The 25231-nt window shown below is 69.6% G+C and carries 24 protein-coding genes and 4 tRNA genes; 21 read left to right on the top strand and 7 right to left on the bottom strand.

Translation table 11 applies throughout. The annotated features are described in order from the left end of the window. Positions 1 to 146 precede the first annotated feature (146 nt). A tRNA-Val gene (locus QUC20_RS06650) sits at positions 147 to 223 on the bottom strand. 152 nt (positions 224 to 375) lie between these two features. Between QUC20_RS06650 and QUC20_RS06655 the strand changes: the two genes are divergently transcribed. The 5 genes from QUC20_RS06655 (at position 376) to QUC20_RS06675 (ending at position 1912) form a co-directional block, all read left to right on the top strand. Continuing rightward, positions 376 to 447, top strand: a tRNA-Gly gene (locus QUC20_RS06655). A 55-nt stretch (positions 448 to 502) separates the two neighbouring features. Continuing rightward, positions 503 to 573, top strand: a tRNA-Cys gene (locus tag QUC20_RS06660). Positions 574 to 600: 27 nt separating this feature from the next. Beyond that, positions 601 to 672, top strand: a tRNA-Val gene (locus QUC20_RS06665). Positions 673 to 752: 80 nt separating this feature from the next. Further along, the gene (locus QUC20_RS06670; RefSeq protein ID WP_289331296.1) at positions 753 to 1259 is read left to right on the top strand and encodes a glycine cleavage system transcriptional repressor; all 507 of its coding nucleotides are present in this window, start codon (positions 753 to 755) and stop codon (positions 1257 to 1259) included. Further along, positions 1256 to 1912 carry a DNA alkylation repair protein gene (locus tag QUC20_RS06675; protein WP_120262842.1) on the top strand — a complete coding sequence of 219 codons (657 nt, stop codon included), beginning with the start codon at positions 1256 to 1258 and terminating at the stop codon, positions 1910 to 1912. Before QUC20_RS06670 ends, QUC20_RS06675 begins: the two co-directional genes overlap by 4 nt. Before the next feature lie 43 nt (positions 1913 to 1955). Here the strand turns inward: QUC20_RS06675 and QUC20_RS06680 are convergent, their stop codons facing one another. Further along, positions 1956 to 3116: an SLC13 family permease gene (locus QUC20_RS06680; protein ID WP_289331297.1), complete on the bottom strand. Its 1161-nt coding sequence runs from the start codon at positions 3114 to 3116 to the stop codon at positions 1956 to 1958. A 198-nt stretch (positions 3117 to 3314) separates the two neighbouring features. Here QUC20_RS06680 and thrS point away from each other — a divergent pair, with 198 nt between their 5' ends. The 3 genes from thrS to QUC20_RS06695 all read left to right on the top strand — a co-directional run bounded on the left by thrS (position 3315) and on the right by QUC20_RS06695 (position 6582). Then, positions 3315 to 5351: a threonine--tRNA ligase gene (thrS, locus tag QUC20_RS06685; protein ID WP_120262840.1), complete on the top strand. Its 2037-nt coding sequence runs from the start codon at positions 3315 to 3317 to the stop codon at positions 5349 to 5351. Next, the gene (locus QUC20_RS06690; protein WP_183045270.1) at positions 5348 to 5905 is read left to right on the top strand and encodes an HIT family protein; all 558 of its coding nucleotides are present in this window, start codon (positions 5348 to 5350) and stop codon (positions 5903 to 5905) included. Before thrS ends, QUC20_RS06690 begins: the two co-directional genes overlap by 4 nt. Before the next feature lie 89 nt (positions 5906 to 5994). Beyond that, positions 5995 to 6582, top strand: coding sequence for a hypothetical protein (locus QUC20_RS06695; RefSeq protein ID WP_289331298.1), 588 nt, complete (start codon positions 5995 to 5997; stop codon positions 6580 to 6582). A gap of 6 nt (positions 6583 to 6588) precedes the next feature. On the opposite strand, the gene pdxY is transcribed toward QUC20_RS06695, so the two are convergent. Then, entirely contained in the window at positions 6589 to 7440 is an 852-nt protein-coding gene (pdxY, locus tag QUC20_RS06700) for a pyridoxal kinase PdxY (RefSeq protein ID WP_289331299.1), read from the bottom strand. 4 nt (positions 7441 to 7444) lie between these two features. Next, a complete protein-coding gene (locus QUC20_RS06705) occupies positions 7445 to 8773 on the bottom strand; it encodes an aminotransferase class I/II-fold pyridoxal phosphate-dependent enzyme (RefSeq protein WP_289331300.1) in 1329 nt (442 codons plus the stop codon). Between the two features lie 144 nt (positions 8774 to 8917). Here QUC20_RS06705 and pdxS point away from each other — a divergent pair, with 144 nt between their 5' ends. The 10 genes from pdxS (at position 8918) to QUC20_RS06755 (ending at position 19200) form a co-directional block, all read left to right on the top strand. Beyond that, entirely contained in the window at positions 8918 to 9757 is an 840-nt protein-coding gene (pdxS, locus tag QUC20_RS06710; RefSeq protein ID WP_289331485.1) for a pyridoxal 5'-phosphate synthase lyase subunit PdxS, read from the top strand. Between the two features lie 73 nt (positions 9758 to 9830). After that, positions 9831 to 10385, top strand: coding sequence for a pyridoxal 5'-phosphate synthase glutaminase subunit PdxT (gene pdxT / locus QUC20_RS06715; RefSeq protein WP_289331486.1), 555 nt, complete (start codon positions 9831 to 9833; stop codon positions 10383 to 10385). A gap of 10 nt (positions 10386 to 10395) precedes the next feature. Next, complete coding sequence (locus tag QUC20_RS06720) at positions 10396 to 11157, top strand: YebC/PmpR family DNA-binding transcriptional regulator (RefSeq protein ID WP_094261779.1); 762 nt, start codon at positions 10396 to 10398, stop codon at positions 11155 to 11157. Between the two features lie 124 nt (positions 11158 to 11281). Next, positions 11282 to 11851, top strand: coding sequence for a crossover junction endodeoxyribonuclease RuvC (gene ruvC / locus QUC20_RS06725; RefSeq protein WP_289331301.1), 570 nt, complete (start codon positions 11282 to 11284; stop codon positions 11849 to 11851). 79 nt (positions 11852 to 11930) lie between these two features. After that, positions 11931 to 12548 carry a Holliday junction branch migration protein RuvA gene (gene ruvA / locus QUC20_RS06730; RefSeq protein WP_289331302.1) on the top strand — a complete coding sequence of 206 codons (618 nt, stop codon included), beginning with the start codon at positions 11931 to 11933 and terminating at the stop codon, positions 12546 to 12548. Beyond that, complete coding sequence (gene ruvB / locus QUC20_RS06735) at positions 12541 to 13566, top strand: Holliday junction branch migration DNA helicase RuvB (RefSeq protein WP_120262833.1); 1026 nt, start codon at positions 12541 to 12543, stop codon at positions 13564 to 13566. Before ruvA ends, ruvB begins: the two co-directional genes overlap by 8 nt. A gap of 79 nt (positions 13567 to 13645) precedes the next feature. Next, positions 13646 to 14149 (top strand): preprotein translocase subunit YajC, encoded by a 504-nt coding sequence (locus QUC20_RS06740; protein WP_289331303.1) that lies wholly within the window; start codon positions 13646 to 13648, stop codon positions 14147 to 14149. 44 nt (positions 14150 to 14193) lie between these two features. Beyond that, positions 14194 to 15909: a protein translocase subunit SecD gene (secD, locus tag QUC20_RS06745; protein ID WP_120262831.1), complete on the top strand. Its 1716-nt coding sequence runs from the start codon at positions 14194 to 14196 to the stop codon at positions 15907 to 15909. Next, positions 15909 to 16898, top strand: a complete 990-nt coding sequence (secF, locus tag QUC20_RS06750) for a protein translocase subunit SecF (protein ID WP_120262830.1) — start codon at positions 15909 to 15911, stop codon at positions 16896 to 16898. Before secD ends, secF begins: the two co-directional genes overlap by 1 nt. A 49-nt stretch (positions 16899 to 16947) precedes the next feature. Then, complete coding sequence (locus tag QUC20_RS06755) at positions 16948 to 19200, top strand: RelA/SpoT family protein (protein ID WP_289331304.1); 2253 nt, start codon at positions 16948 to 16950, stop codon at positions 19198 to 19200. Here the strand turns inward: QUC20_RS06755 and QUC20_RS06760 are convergent. From QUC20_RS06760 to QUC20_RS06770, 3 genes are all read right to left on the bottom strand, one after another. Then, on the bottom strand, positions 19187 to 19741 hold the full coding sequence (locus QUC20_RS06760; RefSeq protein WP_289331305.1) for an SAM-dependent methyltransferase: 555 nt from the start codon (positions 19739 to 19741) through the stop codon (positions 19187 to 19189). The two genes, QUC20_RS06755 and QUC20_RS06760, sit on opposite strands and share 14 nt — an antisense overlap. 96 nt (positions 19742 to 19837) lie before the next feature. Beyond that, positions 19838 to 21100 carry a DUF349 domain-containing protein gene (locus tag QUC20_RS06765; RefSeq protein WP_120262827.1) on the bottom strand — a complete coding sequence of 421 codons (1263 nt, stop codon included), beginning with the start codon at positions 21098 to 21100 and terminating at the stop codon, positions 19838 to 19840. 68 nt (positions 21101 to 21168) lie between these two features. Continuing rightward, positions 21169 to 21471, bottom strand: coding sequence for a dioxygenase (locus QUC20_RS06770; protein ID WP_289331306.1), 303 nt, complete (start codon positions 21469 to 21471; stop codon positions 21169 to 21171). 100 nt (positions 21472 to 21571) lie between these two features. Between QUC20_RS06770 and QUC20_RS06775 the strand changes: the two genes are divergently transcribed. From QUC20_RS06775 to rpsD, 3 genes are all read left to right on the top strand, one after another. Further along, positions 21572 to 22897 carry a replication-associated recombination protein A gene (locus QUC20_RS06775; protein WP_289331307.1) on the top strand — a complete coding sequence of 442 codons (1326 nt, stop codon included), beginning with the start codon at positions 21572 to 21574 and terminating at the stop codon, positions 22895 to 22897. 3 nt (positions 22898 to 22900) lie between these two features. After that, on the top strand, positions 22901 to 24427 hold the full coding sequence (locus tag QUC20_RS06780) for a tetratricopeptide repeat protein (protein WP_289331308.1): 1527 nt from the start codon (positions 22901 to 22903) through the stop codon (positions 24425 to 24427). A gap of 156 nt (positions 24428 to 24583) precedes the next feature. Then, positions 24584 to 25213: a 30S ribosomal protein S4 gene (rpsD, locus tag QUC20_RS06785; protein WP_120262823.1), complete on the top strand. Its 630-nt coding sequence runs from the start codon at positions 24584 to 24586 to the stop codon at positions 25211 to 25213. Positions 25214 to 25231: the final 18 nt, after the last annotated feature.

Below are 25231 nucleotides of genomic sequence, written 5' to 3' on the forward strand. Positions count from 1 at the left end.
TACGCGGCGAGAACGTACGGATGCCGCGAGGGTGCATGATCCGCGGTGCGTGCTCGCGGCGACGGTGCGTGCTCGGCGTGCGGGGCTTAGCGTGCAAGAGGGCGTGGGGCAACGAAAACCGCCCCGGTCGAAGGACCGGGGCGGGATGGTGGGCGATGCGGGACTCGAACCCACGACCTCTTCCGTGTGAAGGAAGCGCGCTAACCAACTGCGCCAATCGCCCGTGCTGGCCCGTGAGGGCCGAGAAACGAGCATACCGGATGCTGCGGCGGTTCCCGTACGCGGAGGCGAGACACGCGCGGGGCGCCGCCGGTTTTGCACTCGCGCGATCGTCGGCTAATGTTTAACAAGTGCCGGAGCGATCCGGAACGAAATGCGGATGTAGCGCAGTGGTAGCGCATCACCTTGCCAAGGTGAGGGTCGCGAGTTCGAATCTCGTCATCCGCTCGAGTGCGAGGATCTCCCGTCAGGGTGATCCGGCACGTGGGTCAGAACCACACACGGTGGCGTGGCCGAGCGGCTAGGCACCGGCCTGCAAAGCCGTTTACACGGGTTCGAATCCCGTCGCCACCTCGCCTCATAACTGAACAGCCTGTATAGGCGCGATTGGCGCAGCGGTAGCGCGCTTCCCTGACACGGAAGAGGTCACTGGTTCGATCCCAGTATCGCGCACCGAGTAAAACCCCCGGTCTCACCGGGGGTTTTGTCGTTTACCGGCAGGGTGAACCCGCCCGCCGGTTAGGCTCGGCGCCATGACTCAGCTCGTGCTCACCGTGGTCGGAGACGACCGGGTCGGACTCGTCCGCACACTCGCCGACACCGTGGCGGCGCATCGCGGGAACTGGGAGCGAAGTGAACTCGCGGAGCTCGCCGGTGCTTTCGCGGGCATCGTGCTCGTGGACGTGCCCGCCGACCGCGAAGCCGGTCTCGTCGAGGCGCTCGAGCGCCTCGACGGTCTGCTCCGCATCACGACGCACCAGCCGCTGGCTCCCGTCGTCGCGAGCGGACAGGTGCTGCGTTTCACCGTGCTCGGCAACGACCGCCCCGGCATCGTCCGCGAGGTCAGCGATGCGATCGGTGCTCACGCCCTGAGCATCGACGCCCTGACCAGCCGCACCCTCGATGCCCCGATGGCGGGTGGCACGCTCTTCGAGGCCACCCTCGTGGTGCGCCTCCCCGCCGAGTTCGACGCCGCCGAGGTCGTGGCCGACCTCGAGCGCCTCGCCGGCGAGATCCAGGTCGACCTCACCCTAGCGTGACCCTCGTCGACGACATCCGCCGCGCTCTGCAAGCCGCGGCGCAGCCGGAACGAGCACCCGCGCAGCAGGCCTACATGAAGTCGTCGATGCCCTTCCTCGGCATTCGTCTTCCCGAGGTTCGCCGGCTCGCTCGAACGCTCGGGGCGGGGGAGTCGGATGCCGCGGCGCTCGGCGCGGCCGCGCGGACCCTCTGGGACGAGGCCTCCCACCGGGAGGAGCGCTATGCGGCCATGGCGCTGCTGGCGCTGCCGCCGCTTCGAGGCGCACGGGAGTCGCTGCCTCTCATCGAGCACATGGTGCGGACGGGGCAGTGGTGGGACATCACCGACGAGTTGAGCGGGCGCGTCCGCGATCTGCTCGTCGCCCATCCCGAGCAGATCGCGCCCGTCATCCGGGCGTGGGCGCGCGATGCCGATCTCTGGATACGGCGGGTCGCGATCCTCTCCCAGTTGACGCGGCGCTCCGGCTTCGATGTGCAGCTCTTCACGGATGTCATCGTCCCGAACCTCGCCGATTCGGAGTTCTTCATCCGCAAGGCGATCGGATGGGCGCTCCGCGATCGCGCGCGCGTCGACCCGGACGGGGTGCGCGCGTTCGTCGACGAGCGGGGAGTGACCGGCCTCAGCAGGCGCGAGGCGCTCAAGCGCCTGTGACCCAGCACCCCCCGGCTCTGACCGGCACCGCCGCCGGGAGGGCTCATCGCAGGGCGAGCGGCAATACCGACAGTCCGACGATGAGTGGCGCGGCGATGAGCCCCCACAGGATGAAGCGCCGCCACGGGACGTCGACGCCGACCGCGTGCAAGCGTTCGTGCCAGAGCAGGGTCGCGAGCGAGGCCCACGGGGTGATGAGCGGCCCCGCGTTGACTCCGACGAGCAGTGCGCCGAGTCGCTCCGGCGTCCCCGCCGCCGACTCGAGCAGCAGGTAGGCGGGCAGGTTGTCGACGATGTTCGCCGCAACGAGGGCGGTGCCGGCCATGCGCCACAGCTCGAGCGGTCCGCCCGGCTCGCCCGCGATGACCGAGACGACCGCTGCCGATCCGAGCGACTCGAGCGCGGCCATAGCGGTGAACAGGCCCGCCGCGAACACGAGCAGCTGCCACGGGACGAGCCGAGCCGTCAGTGCACGGGGTGACCGCCACGCGAAGAGGCCGACGAGGAGGATCGCGGCTATCGTCGCCGGGATCCACGGCTCTAGTCCGCTGACGAGGGCCGGCATGAGCGCGATGACGACGACGGATGCCGCAACCAGCTGCACCCGGTCGATCACGCGCGGCACGGGCGCGGGGTCGAAGCGGCCGACGAGCGATCGCCGGTGGATCACGAACAGCAGGGCCACTGTCGCGAGAATCGCGACCGCCGCCGACGGCCCCATGCGGGCGACGAATGCGAGCGGTCCGCCCTCGGGAAGCCGGCCGAGCGCCAGCAGGTTCGTCAGGTTCGACACCGGCAGCACGAGCGACGCCGTGTTCGCCAGCCACACGGTCGTGAAAGCGAAGGGGAGCGGCGGAAGCCCGTTCGCGCGCGCGACTGCAACGACGACAGGCGTCAGCAGCACGGCGGTGGTGTCGAGCGACAGGAATGCGGTCGCGACGACCGCGAGCGCCACCACGAGGAGCCACAGCAGCGTGGTCCGCCCGCGCGAGGCGCGCGCGAGCCACCCGGCGGCCACGTCGAACACTCCAGCCTTCGCGGCGAGTTCCGTCACGATCGTGACGGCGACGACGAAAGCCAGGATCGGGGCGACACGCTCGGCGATTCCTACGAGATCGTCCGGGGGAAGCACGCCGAAGACCACCGCACCCGCTGCCACCAGCAGCAGTGCGGCCCCGGCGATGGCGAGCTTCACGGCATCCATCATGCGCCCTCGGAGCCCACCCCGAAGCCGCTGACGCCCACGAGTAGGATCGATGCATGGAACGACGCCGGATCGGAGCCCGTGTGCTCACTCGCTTCGTCGCCGCCGGCCGAACGCTCTCGGCCTGAGCGGGCGGGACGCGGCGTGCGTCCGAAGCTGAGTAGCCTTGATCCGAGCCACCCATCTGGAGATGTTCCCTTGACTGACGTCGTTTCCCCGTCGGACGTGTCGTACCCCGCCGACGGCTTCGCCCTTTTCCCCGATCGCTCCGTCGTCGCCCTGCGCGTGAACGGCGACCTGAAAGACCTCGCGACGGTCGTGGCCGAGACGGATGCCGTCGAGCCGGTCACCGTGTCGAGCCCCGACGGCCTCGCGATCCTCCGCCATTCGACCGCGCACGTGCTGGCGCAGGCTGTCCAGCGCATCCGGCCGCAGTCGAACCTCGGCATCGGCCCGCCCATCGAGGACGGCTTCTACTACGACTTCGGCGTCGACGAGCCTTTCACTCCCGAGGACCTCAAGTCGATCAAGAAGGAGATGGAGCGGATCGTCCGCGAGAACCAGCGGTTCGTCCGCCGGGTCGTCACCGCGGACGAGGCCCGCGCCGAGCTGGCCGACGAGCCGTTCAAGCTCGAGCTCGTCGACCTCGCGGGCGGGCCCGGATCGGGCGCTGACGCAGCCGAGGGGGCTTCGGCCGAGATCGGCGCCGGTGAGCTGACGATCTACGACAACGTCACCCGCGACGGCGTGACCGCGTGGAAGGACCTGTGCCGCGGACCCCACGTGCCCGGTACCCGCATGGTCGGCAACGGCTGGGACCTGACTCGGGTGGCCGCCGCCTACTGGCGCGGAAGCGAGAAGAACCCGCAGCTGCAGCGCATCTACGGCACCGCGTGGCCCTCGAAGGACGAGCTGCGCGCGTACCAGGAGCGCCTGGCCGAGGCGGCGCGGCGCGACCACCGCAAGCTCGGCGTCGAGCTCGACCTGTTCTCGTTCCCCGATGAGATCGGGCCCGGCCTGTCGGTGTTCCACCCCAAGGGCGGCATCATCCGGTACGAGATCGAGCGCTACATGCGCGAGCAGCTGCTCGCGAACGACTACGAGGTCGTCAACACCCCGCACATCACCAAGGGCGACCTGTTCATGACGAGCGGGCATCTGCAGTGGTACGCCGACGGCATGTACCCGCCCATGAAGCTCGACGAGATCGTCGACGCCGAGGGCAACGTGACCCGGCAGGGGCAGGAGTACTACCTCAAGCCCATGAACTGCCCCTTCCACAACCTGATCTTCCGATCGCGCGGTCGCAGCTACCGTGAGCTGCCCCTGCGCCTGAGCGAGTTCGGTTCGGTCTACCGCTACGAGAAGAGCGGCACCCTCTCGGGGCTCACCCGGGTGCGGGGCATGACCCAGGACGACACCCACATCTACGTCACGCCCGACCAGGTCGAGGACGAGCTCGTCCGCAGCCTGGAGTTCGTGCTGCAGACCCTGCGCGACTACGGGCTGAACGACTTCTACCTCGAGCTGTCGACGAAGGAGGAGGGCAACCCGAAGTTCATCGGCGACGACGCCCTCTGGCAGCAGGCGACCGAGACGCTGCGCCGGGTCGCCGAGGGATCGGGGCTGGAGCTCGTTCCCGATCCCGGCGGAGCTGCGTTCTACGGACCGAAGATCTCGGTCCAGGCCCGCGATGCGATCGGCCGCACCTGGCAGATGTCGACCATCCAGCTCGACTTCAACCAGCCTGAGCGGTTCGAGCTGGAGTACACGGGTCCCGACGGCGAGAAGCACCGCCCCGTGATGATCCACCGCGCACTGTTCGGGTCGATCGAACGGTTCTTCGCGATCCTCCTCGAGCACTACGCCGGTGCGTTCCCGGTCTGGCTCGCGCCGGTACAGGTCGTGGCCATCCCCGTCGCCGACGACTACGCGCCGTACCTGCAGGAGATCGTCTCTCGTCTGCGCAAGGCCGGAGTCCGCGCCGAGCTCGATCGCTCCGACGACCGGATGCAGAAGAAGATCCGCACCCACACCACCCAGAAGGTGCCGCTGCAGCTCATCGCCGGCGAGCAGGACCGCGCCGGCGGCACGGTGTCGTTCCGCTTCCGCGACGGGTCGCAGACCAACGGTGTGCCCGTCGACCAGGCCGTGGAGCGCATCCTCGCGGCTATCGCGAACCGCACCCTGGTCGACACCGCAGAGCACCTCACCACTGCGGAGCAGCTCGCGTGACCGGTTCGTCGGACACCCCGCGCCCGGTCGAGGACGCCGCGCACCTGGCCGGGGTGCCCGACGAGTTCCAGCGACTGTGGACCCCGCACCGGATGGCGTACATCCAGGCGGGGCCCGAGCCGCTTCGCGACGAGTGCCCGTTCTGCGCGGCTCCCGGCAAGTCGGATGCCGACGGTCTCATCGTCGCGCGGGGGCGCACGGCCTATGTGCTGCTGAATCTCTTCCCGTACAACTCCGGCCACCTGCTCGTCTGCCCGTACCGGCACATTCCGACGTACGACCTCGCGACGCCCGAGGAGGTGGCCGAGATCGGCGAGCTGACCCAAACAGCGATGCGCGTCCTGCGCGAGGTGTCGCGGTGCGACGGCTTCAACCTCGGGATGAACCAGGGTGCGGTCGCGGGTGCGGGTGTCGACGGGCACCTTCACCAGCACGTCGTGCCCCGGTGGGCGACCGACGCCAACTTCTTCCCGATCATCGCGAGGACGAAGGCGCTGCCGCAGCTGCTCGGCGAGGTTCGAGAGGCCGTCGCGACCGCCTGGCCGACGGACTGACAGCTCGTACCGAGATCTGCCCCGAGAGCGCAAGCCCCGGCGCGGGATGACGCGCTGCCGATAGCCTGACGGCTCACCGAGGAGGCTCCATGTCTATCAACGCTCGTCCGCGCACCGTCATTCTGACTGTGTCGGCCCTGGTCGGGGCGATCGCCCTGGCCGGCTGCACCCCCGCAGCCGACGACGCCTCTTCAGCTCCCGGGCCGACTCCCACGGTCTCGGCGTCGGGGCCGAGCGCTGCCGAGACGCCTGGCGCCGGCGATGATGCGACGGTGGACGGCGACGTCCTCGCCGAGCGCGACGCCTTCATCGACTCCCAGCAACAGCCGGTGGGGCAGCCCACCCTGACAGCGAAGACACCGGCCCAGCAGGAGCTCGTCGCACAGCGGCGCGCGCATCTCGAGGCCAACGGCGGACAGTGGTCGGAACAGGCCGAGACCGTGACCCTCGCCCTGGGGCTCGACGCGTGCGAGACGTCGATCCTCAACGGTCACGAGATCGACGTGTCCTCGTTCCGCACGCACGTCGTGACGTCGCCGCTCATCCAGAGCCTCGCCGTCGACGACGCCTCCCGCGAGGGCGCCGTGAGCATCATGGTGTTCGGTACGCGATTCCTCTGCCCCGACGACGCTTCGCAGTGGGAGCAGGCATGGACCGAGGCCGGGGGAGACTACTGAGCCCGCTCAGCGCACCTGCTCGACGGTGAACTGCATGCGCGGGTGAGCGTACGCCTCCTGGCTCTCGACGAGCTGGAGCTCGCGCTCGCCCGACTCATGCGTGCGCGTGAGCAGGTCGAAGACGCTCGAGGTGGTGCGCGCGAGCGCCTCGGCCGCCGAGCCGGTGCTGCGGTAGTGGGCGGTGAACAGGGCGGCGGTGACGTCGCCGGAGCCGTTCGCCTTCATGGGGATGTGGGGCGTGCGGACGATCCAGGCTCCGGCGTCATCGGCCGCGAGCATCTCGATCGTGCCCTCGGGGCGTTCCGGGCGCTCCACGCTCGTGACGAGCACCGTGCGCGGTCCCATCGCGCGGGCGGCGTCGACGGAGGCGAGCGTCGAGTCGAGGTCGCTCGGGTCGGTCTCGGTCAGGAAACCGAGCTCGAACTGGTTCGGTGTGATGATGTCGGCCGCCGGCACGACGCGCTCGCGCAGCAGCACGGGGATGGCCGGCGCCACGAAGCACCCCGACTTCGCGTTGCCCATGACGGGGTCGCACGCGTAGACGGCATCCGGGTTCGCCGCCTTGACGCGCGCGACGGTGTCGAGGATGACATCGGCGATGCCCTCTCCGCCCTGGTAGCCCGAGAGGACGACGTCGATCTGCGGAAAAGCCCCGCGATCCTCGACGCCCGCGATGACGGCCCGGACGTCGTCGGGGCTGATCATCGGGCCGCCCCAGGCGCCGTAGCCGGTGTGGTTGGAGAAGTTCACCGTGTAGACCGGCATCACCTCCACGCCGATGCGCTGCAGGGGGAACACCGCCGCGGAGTTGCCGACGTGTCCGTATGCGACGGCCGACTGGATCGAGAGCACCTTCATGGGGTCATGCCTTTCGAGAGGGGAGGGCGGATGCGACGAGGTCCTGCACGAGGAGCGCGGCGTCGGCGTCGTTCAGATCGTGGACGGTGAGGCGCAGGTGGCGCGACGGCGCGTCGTCGGCCAGCCGGAACTCGTCGCCGGTGCGGGCGAGCCACCCCCGACGCATGAGTGCGTCGGCGACGGAGCGGGCGGTACCGGGCACTTCGACCCAGAGGCTGAGCCCGTCACCCGGTGCACACGGCAGCCCTGAGCGTGTGAGCTCGGCGGCGAAGGTGGAGTTGCGGTCGGCGTAGTGCGCGCGTGCCGCCGCAATGGTGGCCACTGCGGTCGCATCGGACACGAGGGCATGGGTGAGGCGCTGCAGCAGGTGGCTGACCCAGGTGGTGCCCGAGCCGAGACGGAGTGCCAGACGCTCGGCCGTCGTGGGATCGGATGCCGTCACCGCGAGGCACATGTCGGGCCCGAGGAATTTCGACACCGAGCGCACGCGAGCCCACCGCTCGTGGCGCTCGCCGATGATCGAACGGTAGGGCTGGGTCGACAGGAGCGAGAAGTGGTCGTCTTCGATCACGAGGACGTACGGGTGGTCGCTCAGGACCTCGCGCAGGGCTGCGGCGCGTTCGGCCGACAGGCTCGACCCCGTGGGGTTCTGCGCCCGCGGGGTGATGACGACGGCCCGAGCACCCGCGTGGAGCGCTGCTCGCAGCCCGTCGACCGTCATCCCCTCGTCATCGACGGGAACCGGGATCGCCCGGTAGCCCGCAAGCCGGACCGTGTGGATGCTCGCGAGGAAGCACGGGTCTTCGAGGGCGACGGCGTCGTCGCGGGTGAGCGCCTGCGCGAGAAGCCGTTCGACGGCGTCGACGGCACCACCGGTGACGGTGAGGTGGATGTCGGCCTCGGCCGGTGAGCCGGCGGCGAACCACCGTTTCGCCCAGGCCGCGAGACCCTCGTCGATGACCGGCTCGCCGTACAGGACGGGGCGGCCGGCGACCCGGCCGAGCACCCGGCTCGGGTCGGGGATGAGTGCGGGGTCCGGGTTGCCCGACCCGACGTCGCGCAGCACCGTGTCGGCGGCGACGCCCTCGGCGGCGACGGGGGAGACCTCGGTGATGCGCGTTCCGCCGCGGCCGCGGGCCACGACGATCCCGGCCTGAGCGAGCAGGCGGTAGGCGGCGACGACGGTGTTGCGGTTCACGCCGAGCTGTTCGGCGAGCGTGCGTACGGGCGGCAGGGCGTCATCGGAGCGCAGGGCGCCGCGCTCGAGCAGCATCCGGACACTGTCGGCGATCTCGCCCGCCGTGCGTCCGGTGATCGTGTCGCGGGAAGTCATCGAGACGATCTTATGTCGGATGCCATGCTACTTTTTGGCCTAGGCCGAAGATCAATCATCAGGAAGCGGCCGGATCGGAGCTCCATCGTGTCGAACGACCAGACCGTCACCGGATCCGCGCGCGTCAAGCGCGGCCTCGCCGAGATGCTCAAAGGTGGTGTGATCATGGATGTCGTCACGGCCGATCAGGCGCGCATCGCCGAGGATGCCGGCGCGGTCGCCGTCATGGCGCTCGAGCGCGTTCCCGCCGACATCCGCGCTCAGGGCGGCGTCGCGCGCATGAGCGACCCCGATCTGATCGACGAGATCATCGCGTCGGTGTCGATCCCCGTGATGGCGAAGGCCCGCATCGGGCACTTCGTCGAAGCGCGCGTGCTGCAGGAGCTGGGGGTGGACTACATCGACGAGTCCGAGGTGCTGTCGCCCGCGGACTACGCGCACCACATCGACAAGTGGGGCTTCACCGTCCCGTTCGTCTGCGGTGCCACCAACCTCGGCGAGGCGCTGCGCCGCATCACCGAGGGCGCCGCCATGATCCGCTCAAAGGGTGAGGCCGGCACGGGCGACGTCTCGGAGGCGACGCGTCACATCCGCACGATCACCGCCGAGATCCGTGCCTTGCAAGCCAAGAGCCCCGACGAGCTGTACGTCGCGGCCAAGGAGCTCCAGGCGCCGTACGACCTCGTCGCCGAGGTGGCCGACACCGGCGCGCTGCCCGTCGTCCTCTTCACCGCGGGCGGCGTCGCCACACCCGCCGACGCGGCGATGATGATGCAGCTCGGTGCCGACGGCGTCTTCGTCGGTTCGGGGATCTTCAAGTCGGGCGACCCGGCTCGCCGCGCGGCAGCCATCGTCAAGGCGACCACCTTCCACGACGACGCCGCCATCGTCGCCGAGGCATCGCGCGGCCTGGGCGAGGCGATGGTCGGCATCAACGTCTCGGACCTCCCCGCCCCGCACCGGCTCGCAGACCGCGGCTGGTGAGCCGGTGAGCGAGGGGCTGCCGCCGCGCGTCGGCGTCCTGGCGTTGCAGGGGGACGTGCGCGAGCACGTGCGCATGCTCCGCGAACTCGGTGCGACGGCATCCCTCGTCCGGCGGCCGGGCGACCTCGAGGGGGTGGACGGTCTCGTCCTGCCGGGCGGCGAATCCAGCGTCATCGACAAGCTCGCCCGCGCGTTCGGGATGCAGCAGCCCATCCGCGACGCGATCGCGGCCGGAATGCCCGTCTACGGCACGTGCGCCGGGATGATCCTGCTCGCCGATCGGCTCGACGGAGCCATCGCGGGCCAGGAGACGTTCGGGGGTCTCGACGTCACGGTGCGGCGCAACGCCTTCGGCGGCCAGGCCGAGTCGTTCGAGACGGCGCTCGCCGTCGCCGGTGACGACGACGGATGGGACGTTCCGGTCGAGGCGGCCTTCATCCGTGCGCCGCTCATCGTCGAGGCGGGGGCAGGGGTCAGAGTCCTCGCGACGCTGCCTGATGGCGGGGTCGTCGCCGTCGAGCAGGGGCGCCTGCTCGCGACCGCGTTCCATCCGGAGGTCTCGGGCGAGCGCCGATTCCATGAGAGGTTCCTCGCGCACGTCCGTGAGGCGCGCGCATCCGCCCGGTAAGATCGAGCGCATGTCCGGTCACTCCAAATGGGCCACGACCAAGCACAAGAAAGCCGTCGTCGACGCGCGCCGTGCCAAGTCGTGGGCCAAGCTCATCAAGAACATCGAGGTCGCAGCCAAGCTCGGCGGCCCCGATCTGCAGGGCAACCCCACGCTCTTCGACGCCGTCCTGAAGGCCAAGAAGACCTCGGTCCCCAAAGACAACATCGATCGCGCGATCAAGCGCGGCGCGGGTATCGGCGGCGAGGCCGTCGAGTACTCCTCGATCATGTACGAGGGGTACGGGCCCAACGGCGTGGCGTTCCTCATCGAGTGTCTGACCGACAACAAGAACCGGGCGGCGGCCGAGGTGCGCACCGCCCTCAGCCGCAACGGCGGCACGCTCGCCGACCCGGGCAGCGTCGCCTACAACTTCAGCCGCAAGGGTGTCATCGTGGTCCCCTCCGAGGGCACCACCGAAGACGACGTCATGCTCGCGGTGCTCGAGGCTGGAGCCGAAGAGGTCGAGCCGCACGGCGACGGGTTCGGCGTCATCACCGAGGCCTCCGACCTCGTGTCGGTGCGCACCGCTCTGCAGGACGCCGGCATCGAGTACGACTCGGCCGACGTCGAGTTCGTCCCCTCGCTCAAGGTGGAGGTCGACGCCGACACCGCCCGCAAGGTGTTCCGTCTCATCGACGCCCTCGAAGACAGCGACGACGTGCAGAACGTCTACACGAACTTCGACCTCACGCCCGAGGTACAGGCCGAACTCGAGAACGACGACGAGTAAAAGGCCCGGTATCCGTCGCAGTTCCCGGTGTCGAGCGCAGTTTCTTCTGCGCCGGATGCCGGGAACTGCGCGTTTCGCGGGTTGTCGGCGCGCTGCCCGGCCGCGGCGGACGTAGCGTGGGGGAGTGACTTCTCTGCGCGTCCTCGGTGTCGATCCCGGGCTCACCCGATGCGGTGTCGGCGTCGTCGACGTCGCCCGCGATCGATCCGCCGCGCTCGTGCATGTCGGGGTCGTGCGCTCGGCCGTCGACCTGCCGATCGAACGCCGACTCGCCACGATCGCCGCGGGACTGCGTGAGGTGATCGCCGAGCACCGGCCCCACGTCGTCGCCGTCGAGCGCGTCTTCGCCCAGCACAACCGGACCAGCGTGATGGGCACGGCGCAGGCGAGCGGCATAGCGCTGCTCGTCGCTGCCGAGAGCGGCCTCGACGCCGCGACTCATACGCCCTCCGAGGTCAAGGCGGCGATCACCGGCTACGGTTCCGCGGAGAAGCTTCAGGTGCAGACGATGGTCGCCCGAGTGCTGCGGCTCGACTCTCTCCCGCAGCCCGCGGATGCCGCTGACGCTCTCGCGCTCGCGATCTGCCATGCCTGGCGCCGCGGGCCGGCCGGTCCCGCGACCGCCTCGGGGGGCGCTGCACTCACCCCGGCCCAGCGCGCCTGGGCCGACGCCGAGCGCCTCTCGCGGCGCTGACGCGCTCGCCCGCAGCGCCGCGCGGCGCGCGGTGCGTGTCGCTCGAACATACCTGCGAAGCGACGCCTAGGCTCGGATCATGATCTCCTCCCTGCGCGGCAGCGTGCTGCACCTCGAGTCCGACAGCGTCGTCATCGACGTCGGCGGGGTCGGGTTCTCGGTCGCCGTGACTCCCGACATCCCGCGTTCGTTCCACGTCGGCGACGAGATCGTGCTCCACACGAACCTGGTCGTCCGCGAAGACGCCCTGTCGCTGTTCGGGTTCGAGACGCGCGAGCAGCTCGGAGTCTTCCTCCTGCTCATCGGAGTGACCGGCGTGGGGCCGAAGTCCGCGCTGGGAGTGCTGTCCGCCCTGAGCGTCGCCCAGATCGCCGAGGCCGTCACCGCCGAGGACGACGCACCGTTCCGTCGGGTGTCGGGGATCGGCCCCAAGACCGCGAAGCTCATCGTCGTGCAGCTCGCGGGCAAGCTTCAGGCGGCTCCCTCCGGCCCGGCGGCGTCCGTCGCAACTCGGGCCGGAACGCTGACGGCACAGGTCGTCGCGGCGCTCGTGGCCCTCGGCTGGAGCGAGCGGGTGGCGGCGGAGGCTGTCGCACAGGTCACCGCGGACGCCGCCGCCCCGGCGACGGTGCCCGCCCTGCTCAAGCTCGCGCTGGCGCAGCTCGGCCCCGCACGCCCGGAGCAGACCGGTGTCTGACGCGCACGAGCTGGCCGCCGACGAGACGGAGCTCGCCGTCGAGGGAGCCCTCCGCCCCACCTCACTGGCCGAGTTCGTCGGGCAGCAGAAGGTTCGCGGACAGCTCGAGCTGCTGCTGCAGGCGGCGGGGATGCAGGATCGCCCCGCCGACCACATCCTGCTGTCGGGGCCGCCTGGGCTCGGCAAGACGACGCTGGCGATGATCGTCGCGCACGAGAGCGGCCGGCCGCTGCGGATGTCGAGCGGCCCCGCCATCCAGCACGCGGGCGACCTCGCGGCGCTGCTGTCGAGTCTCGTACCCGGTGAGGTGCTCTTCATCGACGAGATCCACCGCATGGCGCGCTCCGCCGAGGAGATGCTCTATCTCGCGATGGAGGACTTCCGCATCGACATCATGGTCGGCAAGGGCGCCGGCGCGACCAGCATCCCGCTCGAACTCGCCCCCTTCACCCTCGTGGGTGCGACGACCCGTTCCGGGCTGCTGCCGAATCCGCTTCGCGATCGCTTCGGCTTCACGGCGCACATGGAGTACTACGAGCCGGAGGAACTCGAACGTGTGATCCAGCGGTCCGCGAGCGTCCTCGCCGTCGACATCCCACCGGTGGCGCGAGCCGAGATCGCTCGTCGTTCGCGCGGTACGCCGCGTATCGCGAACCGGCTGCTGCGCCGCGTCCGCGACTTCGTCATCGTCCACGGCGACGCGGGCGCGGGGGCGACCGAGGCGGATGTCGCCGCGGCCCTCGAGCTCTACGACGTCGATCCGATCGGCCTCGACCGCCTCGACCGCGCCGTCCTCGACGCTCTCGTCCGTCGTTTCGGGGGCGGGCCTGTGGGGCTCAACACCCTCGCAGTGACGGTCGGCGAGGAAGCGGAGACGATCGAATCGGTCGTCGAGCCGTACCTCGTGCGCATCGGATTCGTGGGGCGGTCGCCTCGGGGTCGGGTGGCGATGCCCTCGGCGTACCGTCACCTCGGTATCACCCGTGCCGACGGGGCGCTCGAGATCGATGACCTATAATCGCTGAAGGCTTCTCGCCGACGAATCCCGAGGGTGCGCATTCTTCGCGTGCCTCCCCGTGAAAGGTGCTCCCACCTCCATGCTCTTCTTCGCCACCACCCCGGCCGACGCTCCTCCCGCGAACCCGGCGGTGCAGTTCTTCGCCGAGTACGGTCTGCTGATCATCCTCGCGCTGCTCATCGTCTTCATGTTCTGGAGCCAGCGCCGTCGCGCGCAGCGGATGAAGGCGGAACAGGCCGAGAAGTCCCGGCAGCTGCTGCCCGGCGCGAAGGTCCTCCTCCAGGGAGGCTTCTATGGCACCATCGTCGAGTACGACGGCGACGACCTCTCGAAGTCGGCCCGCGTCGAGCTCGCTCCCGGCGTCGAGGTCGAGGTCCACAGCCAGGCGATCCTGCGCGTCGTCGACCCGGCCGAGGGCTCGCTCACAGAGGACGAGTACATCGAGGCCGAAGAGCACCACGACGAGTACGTCGCCGATGTCGAGCAGGGACTGATCTCCTCGGTCAGCGACGACGCTGCGCGCAACCGCGCCGACGCCGCCGCCGAGGGCGCGGCCGACCGCGACGACAAGCCCCGCGCCTGAACCGCCGCTGACCCGGCGCACGCTCGACGAAAGCTGACCTCCCCGTGGCGACTTCCACACCTGTGCGCCGTGCCTGGCGCGCGCTGACTGGACTCGTGGTCCTGACAGCGCTCCTATTCGGTATCAACGCGCTCGGCGTCTACGTGTTCAAGGCGAGCTCGTGGGCTCCCGAGCTCGCGCTCGACCTCCAGGGCGGCACGCAGATCATCCTGGAGGCGCAGTCCGACGGGGCGACGCCCTCGAGCGAGCAGATGCAGCAGGCGGCGTCCATCATCCGACAGCGCGTCGACGCGTCCGGCCTGGTCGAGGCCGACATCGCCACGCAGGCCGGCAACCAGATCGTCGTGCAGCTGCCGGGCGAAGTCGATGACGAGACCCGTGAGCGCATCGACGCCTCGGCCCAGCTCCAGTTGCGCGCGGTGCTCTACACGGGCTCGCCGGCGACCAGCTTCGTCGGCGACGACGGCAACGAGACGCCCTACCCGGCGCCGGATCCCAACCTCCCCGCGACCCCGTCGACGGCGCCGTCCAACGGCAGCGACCCGGCCTGGATCACCGAGGCGCTGCAGGCGCAGTTCCTCGCCTACGACTGCGCGAACCCGGCGAACGACCCCGCCGACGCGCCGGCCGATCAGCCGTTGATCACGTGCGACCGCACCGGGACCGCGAAGTACATCCTCGGTCCGGTCGAGCTCGATGGCTCGTCGATCGACAACGCCACGAACGGTCTCGAGCAGAGCACCGGCCGCTGGGCGGTGAACATCACGTTCGACCAGCAGGGCACCGAGACGTTCGGCAAGATCAGCCAGCGCCTCTACGGACAGCAGTCGCCGCTCAACCAGTTCGCCTTCGTCCTCGACGGTGCCGTCCTCTCGGCCCCCTCGATGGATGCCGTCATCCTCACCGGCAAGCCGTCGATCACGGGCACGTTCGATCAGGACAGCTCGAAGGTGCTCGCCGACCAGCTGAAGTTCGGCGCGCTGCCGCTCAGCTTCGAGGTGCAGAGCACCAACACGATCTCGGCCACGCTCGGATCGCAGCAGCTGCAGATCGGGCTCATCGCAGGTCTGATCGGCCTCGCGCTCGTCGCGGTCTACTCGCTCGTGGTCTATCGTGCGCTCGGAACGGTCATCATCGCGTCGCTGATGGTCATGGGCGTCCTCACCTACGTGGCGCTGACCATCCTCGCCTGGCGCATGGGCTTCCGTCTGTCGCTCGCCGGTGTGGCCGGCCTCATCGTGACGATCGGCTTCACAGCCGATTCGTTCATCGTGTACTTCGAGCGCATCAGAGACGAGCTGCGCGACGGCAAGTCGATCACGAGCGCCGTCGAGGATGGCTGGTCCCGCGCCAAGCGCACGATCTTCATCTCGAAGTCGATCAACATCCTCGCCGCGGTCGTGCTGTACATCCTGGCCGACTCGACGGTGAAGGGTTTCGCGTTCACCCTCGGGCTGACGACCGCCATCGACATCCTGATCTTCATCCTCTTCACCCACCCCGTGCTGCAGCTGCTCGTGCGCACACGGTTCTTCGGATCGGGGCACAAGCTGTCGGGTCTCGACCCCGACGCTCTGGGCGCCGTCTACCGCGGGCGCGCGCAGTTCCGTGCGCCGGTGGCCGCGGGGGCCAAGACCTCCGCGGAGCGCCGTGCGGCGAAGTCGCGGGGTGAGGCCGAACGGCGACAGACGATCGCGGAACGCAAGCGTGCCGAGCAGGCCGCGGGCGAGCAGCGCGACGCGACGGGGGACAAGCACTGATGCGTTTCTTCAACCGGTTCGGCAACGACCTCTACACGGGGAAGATCTCGTTCCCCTTCGTCGCCCGGCGCACACTGTGGTTCATCATCGCGGCGGCGCTCGTGCTCGCCTCGGTGCTGGTGCTCGTGGTGCGGCCCCCGCAGTTCTCGATCGAGTTCACGGGCGGGTCGCAGTTCACGGTGACGAACGTGTCGAACACCGATCAGCTGCTCGCGACCGACGCGGTGCAGGAGGTCGTGCCCGGAGCGACCACCAAGGTCACGACGATCGGCGAGGATGCCGTGCGTGTGCAGACCGATCAGATGTCGGACACCGAGACCCGTGACGTCACGGCGCGACTCGCTCAGGCATACGAGGTTCCCGCCGCGGAGGTGAGCTCGTCGTTCATCGGACCGAGCTGGGGCCAGGACGTCACCCGTCAGTCGCTCTGGGGTCTGGCGATCTTCCTCGCCCTGACATTCCTCATCCTCGCCCTGTACTTCCGCACCTGGAAGATGTCCGTCGCGGCGATCATCGGACTCGTCGACGTGCTCGTGGTGACCGTGGGGGTGTACTCGCTCTTCGGGTTCGAGATCTCTCCCGCGGCCGTCATCGGCTTCCTGACGATCCTGTCGTACTCGCTGTACGACACCACGGTCGTCTTCGACAAGGTCCGCGAGAACACCTTCGAGGACGGGGAGAAGTCGGGCAGGACGTTCGGCGAGTCGGTCAACCTGGCTGCCAACCAGACGCTCGTGCGATCGATCAACACCACGATCGTCGCTGCGCTGCCGACTGGTGCGATCCTCTTCATCGGTGCCCTGTGGCTGGGTGCTCAGACGCTCACCGACATCTCGCTGTCGATCTTCGTGGGCACCCTGGTCGCCGCGTACTCGACGCTGTTCGTCGCCGTGCCCCTGTTCGCGCTCCTGCGCGAGAACGAGCCCGGCATCAAGGCGAACGACACCCGGGTGCTCGAGTCTCGTGAACGCGCATCGGTCGAGGCCTGAGCGCCGCCAGGGCGCGTAGAATCGATGTCTGCATGGCGGAGGTGAGGGTATGACCGAGATCACCCCGCCGCCTGCCCAGAGTTCGCTGCGACGCCTCGTTCCCCGGATCTTCTCTCGGGCTGCGCCGCGCGAAGGGCTCGAGCAGCTCGTCCGGACGGTTCGCGCGCACCATCCGAAGGGCGACATCGCGATCATCGATCGCGCGTATCAGACCGCGTCGCGCGCACACGCGCAGCAGAAGCGTCAGAGCGGCGAGCCGTACATCACGCATCCGCTCGCGGTGGCGCAGATTCTGGCGGAGCTGGGTCTCGGTCCGCGCGCCATCGCGGCCGCGCTGCTCCACGACACGGTCGAGGACACCTCATACGGTCTCGATCAGCTGACGGCCGAGTTCGGCGACGAGGTCGCGATGCTCGTCGACGGCGTCACCAAACTCGACAAGGTCAAGTACGGCGACGCCGCGCAGGCGGAGACCGTGCGCAAGATGATCGTCGCGATGTCGCGCGACATCCGGGTGCTCCTCATCAAGCTGGCCGACCGGCTGCACAACGCCCGGACCTGGGGATTCGTTCCACCCGAGAAGGCCGCCAAGAAGGCGACCGAGACCCTGGAGATCTACGCGCCGCTCGCACACCGGCTCGGCATCCAGGCGATCAAGAGCGAGCTCGAAGACCTGTCGTTCGCGGTGCTGCATCCCAAGCTCTACGCCGAGATCGACAGCCTCGTCACGCAGCGCACCCCGCAGCGCGAGCAGTATCTGCAGACGGTCATCGACGCGGTTGAGAGCGACCTGCGAGAACTCCGCATCCGTGGGCGCGTCATGGGTCGTCCGAAGCAGCTCTACTCGGTCTACCAGAAGATGGTCGTGCGGGGACGCGAGTTCGACGACATCTACGACCTCATCGGCATCCGCGTGCTGGTGACGACCGTCCGTGACTGCTACGCCGTGCTCGGTTCCATCCACGCGCGGTGGACGCCCTTGCCCGGACGCTTCAAGGACTACATCGCGACGCCGAAGTTCAACCTGTACCAGTCGCTGCACACGACGGTCATCGGCCCGGGCGGACGCACGGTCGAGATCCAGATCCGCACGCACGAGATGCATCAGCAGGCCGAGTTCGGTGTCGCGGCGCACTGGAAGTACAAGGAGCGGATGGCGGGCGGCAAGGCCGACGCCAAGGCGCTCGACAACGACATGGCGTGGCTGGCCCACATCTCCGACTGGCAGGCCGAGACGGCCGACCCGGGGGAGTTCCTCGACTCGCTGCGGTTCGAGATCGGTGCGAAGGAGGTCTACGTCTTCACCCCGAAGGGGCGCGTCGTCGGCCTGCCCGCAGGAGCCACCCCGGTGGACTTCGCCTACGCCGTGCACACCGAGATCGGGCACCGCACGATGGGCGCCAAGGTCAACGGCCGCCTCGTGCCGCTCGAGTCGACCCTGTCGAGCGGCGATGTCGTCGAGGTGTTCACCTCCAAGAACCCCGACGCAGGTCCGAGCCAGGACTGGCTGACCTTCGTCAAGAGCACGCGGGCGCGCAACAAGATCCGCGGCTGGTTCACGAAGGAGCGGCGCGAGGAGGCGGTCGAGCAGGGCAAGGATGCGATCGCACGCGCCATGCGCCGTCAGAACCTGCCGCTGCAGCGTCTCATGGGTCAGGACGCGTTCACCGAGGTGGCGCACCAACTCCGCTACGAGGACGTCACAGCGCTGTATGCCGCAGTCGGCGAGGGGCACGTCTCGACGCAGTCGGTGATCGAGAAGGTCACGGCGCTCGTGCGAGCGGAGGAAGACACCTCCACCGGCCCGATCCAGCTGCCGGCCGTCGGGCGCTCGCGCCAGAAGCGCGACAGCGACTCGGGGGTCCTGGTGCGCGGCGCGCCCGACATCCTCGTCAAGCTCGCGAAGTGCTGCACGCCGGTTCCCGGTGACGAGATCGTCGGCTTCGTCACCCGGGGCAGCGGCGTGTCCGTGCACCGGTCCGACTGCACCAACGTCGAGTCCCTGATGCGCGATCCCGAGCGTCTCATCGAGGTGTCGTGGGCGCCGACGACCAAGAGCCTCTTCCTCGTTCAGATCCAGGTCGAGGCACTCGATCGCGCCGGGCTCCTCAGCGACGTGACCCGCGTGCTGAGCGAGCATCACGTCAACATCCTCTCGGCCTCGGTGCAGACCAATAATGATCGGCTCGCGCTCAGCAGGTTCGTCTTCGAGATGGGCGATACAGTGCACCTCGATCGCGTGCTCAACGCGGTACGGCGCATCGACGCCGTGTACGACGTGTACCGCGTCACATCGTCCTGACCCGCAGCGTCTCGAGCCACACGAGGGCCTGCCGTTTGAACGGCAGCGGGCCGCTCGCCGCCAGCGAGTCGTACGCCTCGGTGAGGACGTCGGGGAACGTCGCGAGCATCGCGGCGGCGGCCCGCCGCGGCGCCTCACCGGCCGCGGCGTCGGCGCGGAGCAGGTCGCACAGGGTACGCACGCGGCTCGAGACCGGCATCCCGCCCAGGTGCACGGTCTCGTGAGGGGGCAGCCGGAGGTCGCGGTAGTGCAGGCGGTGATCGAGCACGTGGTTACGGCGGCGCTCCGTGCACCGTTGAACACTGTGCCGCGTGGGCGGTTCGGGCAGTGCGCCGTGCACCCAGGCCGCGGATTCGTGGGTCAGCGCCAGCCCGTGCGCGACGAGCGGGCGGAGCGAGGCTGCCCGGATCTCCGGGCTTTCGACGACGTCCGCGGGCATGAACGACTCACCGACTTCGACGACATCGCCGTCGAGGCGGGCGGCGGTGAGCTCAGCTGCGGAGAGACGCTCACCCGGGGCGTAGACGAACGGCCAGACCATGACCTCAGTCTGGTGTGCACCCCAGCGAGCCCGTGGTCCGGCCGTCGATCTGTGGAGAGCCGCGCCCTCCACAGACAGCGCCGTGGGTGAGCGCGATCAGCCGCCGAGTGCGCTGAGCCAGGCCTTGCGAGCGCTCAGCGCCTCCTTGGCCTGCGCGATGGCGCGCTCGTCGCCCGAGGCTTCAGCCTCAGCCACCTCGGACTCGAGCTTCGCGATCGCGTCGTGCAGCTGCGACAGCATGTCGCCCTGGCGCGCCTTCGTCTCGGGGTTGTTGTTCTTCCAGTCGGCGTCTTCACGCGAACGCACGGACTGCTCGATCTTGCGGAGCTCGTCGTCGAGGGCGCGCTCCTTGTCTCGGGGGAAGATGCGGCCGATTTCGTCCCACCGGCGCTGGATGCCGGTGAGCAGCGCGCGCGCGGCAGCCGTGTCCTTCTCGGAGGTCACCGCCGCCGCCTCTTCGAGGAGGGCGCGCTTGGCGACGATCTTCTCCTGCGAGGCCTCGGCGTCGGCGTGCTCGCGCTCGGCGCGTGCGCCGTAGAGGGCGTCGCCGGCGGCCTTGAATCGCGCCCAGAGCGCGTCGTCGGCCTTCTTGCCCGCACGGCCGGACTGCTTCCACTGCTCGAGCAAGTCGCGGTAGGCGCCGATGCCGTCCTCGCCGCGGGGGGCCAGCGCCTCGGCGCGTTCGATGAGTCGCTGCTTCGCGTCGCGTGCGCTCTTGTGCGTCTCGTCGAGGCTGGAGTAGAACTCGCGACGGTGCTTGTCGATGATCGAGCGGGCGTCGCGGAACCGCTTCCACAGCTGCTGGCCGGTGCTGCGGGGCAGGCGCGGGCCGTCGGCCTGATGGCGCTGCCACCGTTCGAAGAGGTCGTTCACCTCTGCGGAGGTCTGCTTCCACTGGATCGACTTGGGGTCGCGCGCGGCGATCGACTCGATCGCCTCGACCAGCGCGGCGCGCTCGGCGATCGCGGCGTCGAGCGCCTGCTTGGCCTCAGCAGCCTCCGTCGCGGAAGCTGCGTCGAGCTCGCTCTCCAGCGCGATCAGGCGTGCCTCGAGGGCGGCGAGGTTGCCGACCGCGGCGGCACCGGTGATGCGCGAGCGGAGCGTGCCGACCGTCGACCGGAGGTCGGACGCCGATGCGCCGCCCCGACGATGCCGGACCTCGACGAGAGTCACCTCGCTCGCGAGGTCGGAGAACTTGCGCTGGAAGTACGCCAGCGCCTCTTCCGGCGTGCCGTCGGGGTACTGGCCGACGACGCGCCACTGGTCCCCCTCGCGCACCGAGACGGTGCCGTCGTCATCGACGCGACCCCACGGGGCGTCGTCGGCGGGGGTGATCGTGGAGTCAGGGGTGGAAGTCACGGAAGGCACCTCGTCGCGGCTCGCGCCGCATGGGGGTCAGGTCGGGGGACAGCCTAGTACGGCGGCGGTCAGGGAGTCGGGATCGTTGTCGGAGTGGGATCCGTCGGCGCCGGTGACGGCGACGACGGCACGGTCTGCGTGGGAGAGGGGGCCGGGGTCTCGTCGGGTGCCGGTGCCCCGGGACCGGCGGTGAAGTAGACGATCTGAGCGCCGATCGCGCCCATGATCAGAATGCCTCCCGCGACGGCCGCCATGAGGTTGTCGCGCGAGCGGCGCCGCTTCTGCCCATCGTGGTACTCGCGCCGTGCAGCATAGAGACGGGCGCGTTCCTGCGCCGCGCGATCGTCCCGGTTCGTGCCGCGACCTGCCACGTTGCCTCCTCCGTGCCCCGTTCCGGGCCGCTCAAGCCTACGGCGCGGGTCGGCGAGCCGACAAAATCCCGGTGTCGGCGTGCGCGACTAGCCTGAGAAGATGACCGATTCGAGCGCGCTCTTCTCCGGGCAGACGCCGCTCGCCGTCCGGATGCGTCCCACCTCGCTCGACGAGGTCGCCGGACAGGGCCACCTGCTGCGACCCGGCTCGCCCCTCGTGGCACTCGCCTCACCTGACGGCAACAAGGCGGGAGCAGTGTCGGTGATCCTGTGGGGCCCGCCCGGAACCGGCAAGACGACGCTGGCTCAGGCGATCGCCCGTTCGTCCGGACGTCGTTTCGTCGAGCTCTCGGCGGTCACCGCCGGGGTGAAAGACGTGCGCGAGGTCATGCAGGAGGCGATGACGCAGCGCGACCTCTACGGCATCTCGACCATCCTCTTCCTCGACGAGATCCACCGCTTCACCAAGGCCCAGCAGGACGCCCTCCTGCCGGGCGTCGAGAACGGCTGGGTCCTGCTCATCGCCGCCACGACAGAGAATCCGTCGTTCTCCGTCGTCGCGCCGCTCCTCTCGCGGTCGCTGCTGCTCACCCTTCAGCCGCTCAGCGACGACGACCTGGCAGGGCTCATCGATCGGGCGGTCACCGACGCCCGCGGGCTCGCCGGCTCGATCGTCCTCGCCGACGACGCGCGGACCGCCCTCGTCCGGCTGGCGTCCGGCGATGCTCGACGGGCGCTGACCTCGCTCGAGGCCGCGGCGACGATGGCCGAGCCTGGCGGTGGCGACGAACCGCCCGTCATCACCGCGGACCACGTCGCCCAAGCCGTCGACCGCGCTCTGCTCCGTTACGACCGACAGGGCGACGAGCATTACGACGTGATCAGCGCGTTCATCAAGTCGATCCGCGGGTCCGACGTCGATGCCGCCATGCACTATCTCGCCCGCATGATCGAGGCGGGCGAAGACCCTCGCTTCATCGCGCGACGTCTGGTCATCTCGGCGTCCGAAGACATCGGGTTGGCAGATCCCCACGCGCTGACGATCGCCGTCGCCGCCGCAGACGCGGTCGCCTTCATCGGGATGCCGGAGGGTCGCATCCCGCTCGCCGAAGCGACGGCCTATCTCGCGACCACCGCCAAATCGAACGCGGCCTACAACGCCATCAACGCCGCGATCTCCGACGTCCGCGCCGGCGGGTTCGGCCGCGTGCCCAAGCATCTGCGCGATGCCCACTACGCCGGTGCGAAGCGGCTCGGGCACGGCAAGGGCTACGTCTATCCGCACGACCTCGAGGTCGGGGTCGCCACGCAGCAGTACCTCCCCGACGAGCTGCGCGGGCGCCGCTACTACGAGCCGACCAACCGCGGTGTCGAACGCGAGATCGGCGCCCGCGTCGACAAGCTGCGAAAGATCCTGGGGGACTGACTCGTGACCGATCCCGTGCCCGACTGGACGCTGCTGGGCTCGTCGCCCGCGTACGACGGCTACGTCCGCGTGCGTCGTGACCGGTACCGGCTTCCCGACGGAAGCGAGAGCGATTGGGATGTCGTCGAGGTCGGCGACACCGTCACCGTGATCGCGATCACGACGGACGACAGCGTCGTGCTGTTCGATCAGTATCGGGTCGGCCCCCAGCGGGTGCTGGGCGAGCTCCCGGGCGGCCTCATCGATCCGGGCGAAGACGCCGTCGTGGCGGGCGTGCGGGAGCTGCGGGAAGAGACGGGCTATCGTGCCGGTGCCGTGTACGACGCCGGCACGGAATGGGCGGCGGCGAACGCACGTCGGCGCCGGCATGTGATCATCGCCGCGGACTGCGTTCGCGTCGCCGACCCGGGGTGGGGCGAGCACGAGACGGGACGGGTCCGGACGATCCCCGCCACCGACCTGCTCGAGCATCTGACGGCGGGGGAGACCAGCGACGCCGGTCCCGCCGTGCGCGCACTGGTCCGGTTCGCGGGCGATCACGGCGTCGACCCCGCTCTGCTCGGGCTCCGATCGCGAGTGCGGGAGCTCCTCACCGAGTATCCGGCCGGTGACGGCGCCGGCGACTCCGCTGGCGCGTCGGATCCGTTCGACGCGTTCTGGATCGCTGCCGAGGGGAAGCCTGCCGACCGCCTGTGGGCTGAGCTCGACGAGCTCGCCGCAGATGCCGGCGAGGCGGTGCGCCGGTACGAGCGGGCGTCGCTGCACGACTTCCTCGGCGAGGAGGTCGAGGCGATCCCGCTGTACCGCGGGGCGCTCGATGCCGGTCTGACCGGAGAGCGGCGTTCCGCGTGCATCATCCAGTTGGCGAGCTCGCTGCGCAACGTCGGTGACGCCTCGGGTGCTCTGGCGCTGCTGCACCGGTTCCCCGGCACCGACCCGCTCGCCGACGCAGCCCGGGCTTTCGAGGCGCTCGCGCTGTTCAGCGATCAGAAGCCCGCACCCGCACTCCGGACGGCGCTGCGGGCACTCGCGCCGCACCTGCCCGCCTACCGAGGTTCGGTGACGGCGTACGCAGCCGAGCTCTCCGCGCCGCACCGCATCCGCGTCATCTCGGTCGCCGTCATCGTCGCCGACGGCTTCGTCCTGGCTGAGGAATACCCCGGCGGTCCGGGTTCGGGGCCGTTCCTCCGCGCCCCCGGCGGAGGCGTCGAGTACGGCGAGACCGCAGCGGCCGCCATGCGTCGCGAGCTGCGCGAGGAGCTCGCCGCCGAGGTCGACGATCTGAGACTGCTCACCGTGAGCGAGAACATCTTCGACGACGGCCGCAAGAGCGGTCACGAGATCGCTCACGTCTTCGCGGTCCGCAGCGCCGCGCTCGAGGCCCTGCCACGGGGGCAACGGCTGCCCGTGCTCGACGGCGACACCTCCGTCGGCTGGCATCGCATCGACGATCTCCGTCGCGGCGCCACGCCGTTCTACCCCGCCGGCATCCTCGACCTCGTCGCCGCCGTCGACGCGGGCGCCGTCTGATAGACTCGACCGGCTCGAAGCCCAGTTTTCGGGCATCCCTCTCCTCTGATCAAGACCTCTCGGCGTGCCCCGGCGTGCAGTCCGAGACGGGCGAGGAGGCGGAGATACGTCCGTGAGTCGTGAACGTCGCGACCACGTCATCGGAAGGAGAGCTTCGTGACCACGAAGTCTCAGGACCGCCGCAAGGTCCGCCTGTCTCGCGCCCTCGGCGTCGCGCTGACCCCGAAGGCCGCCCGCTACCTCGAGAAGCGTCCCTACGCTCCGGGTGAGCACGGCCGCACCAAGCGCAAGGCCGACAGCGACTACGCCGTGCGTCTGCGTGAGAAGCAGCGTCTGCGCGAGCAGTACGGCATCCGCGAGAAGCAGATGCGCAACACCTTCAACGAGGCCCGTCGCAAGGATGGCCTGACCGGTGAGAACCTGGTCGAGCTGCTCGAGATGCGTCTGGACGCGCTCGTCGTCCGCGCCGGCTTCGCCCGCACGACCGCCCAGGCCCGCCAGCTGGTCGTGCACCGCCACATCCTCGTCGACGGCCAGCTCGTGGACCGCCCGTCGTTCCGCGTCAAGCCGGGCCAGCTCATCCACGTCAAGGAGAAGAGCGAGTCGCTCGAGCCGTTCCAGGTCGCAGCCGCCGGCGGTCACGCCGACGTCCTGCCCCCGGTCCCGGGCTACCTCGAGGTCGAGCTCGACAAGCTGCAGGCGCGCCTCGTGCGTCGCCCCAAGCGCGCCGAGGTGCCTGTCACCTGTGACGTGCAGCTCGTCGTCGAGTACTACGCCGCGCGCTGAGTCGCACGGCTCGCTGAC

This window comes from Microbacterium arborescens (assembly GCF_030369635.1).
GTDB lineage: Bacteria > Actinomycetota > Actinomycetes > Actinomycetales > Microbacteriaceae > Microbacterium.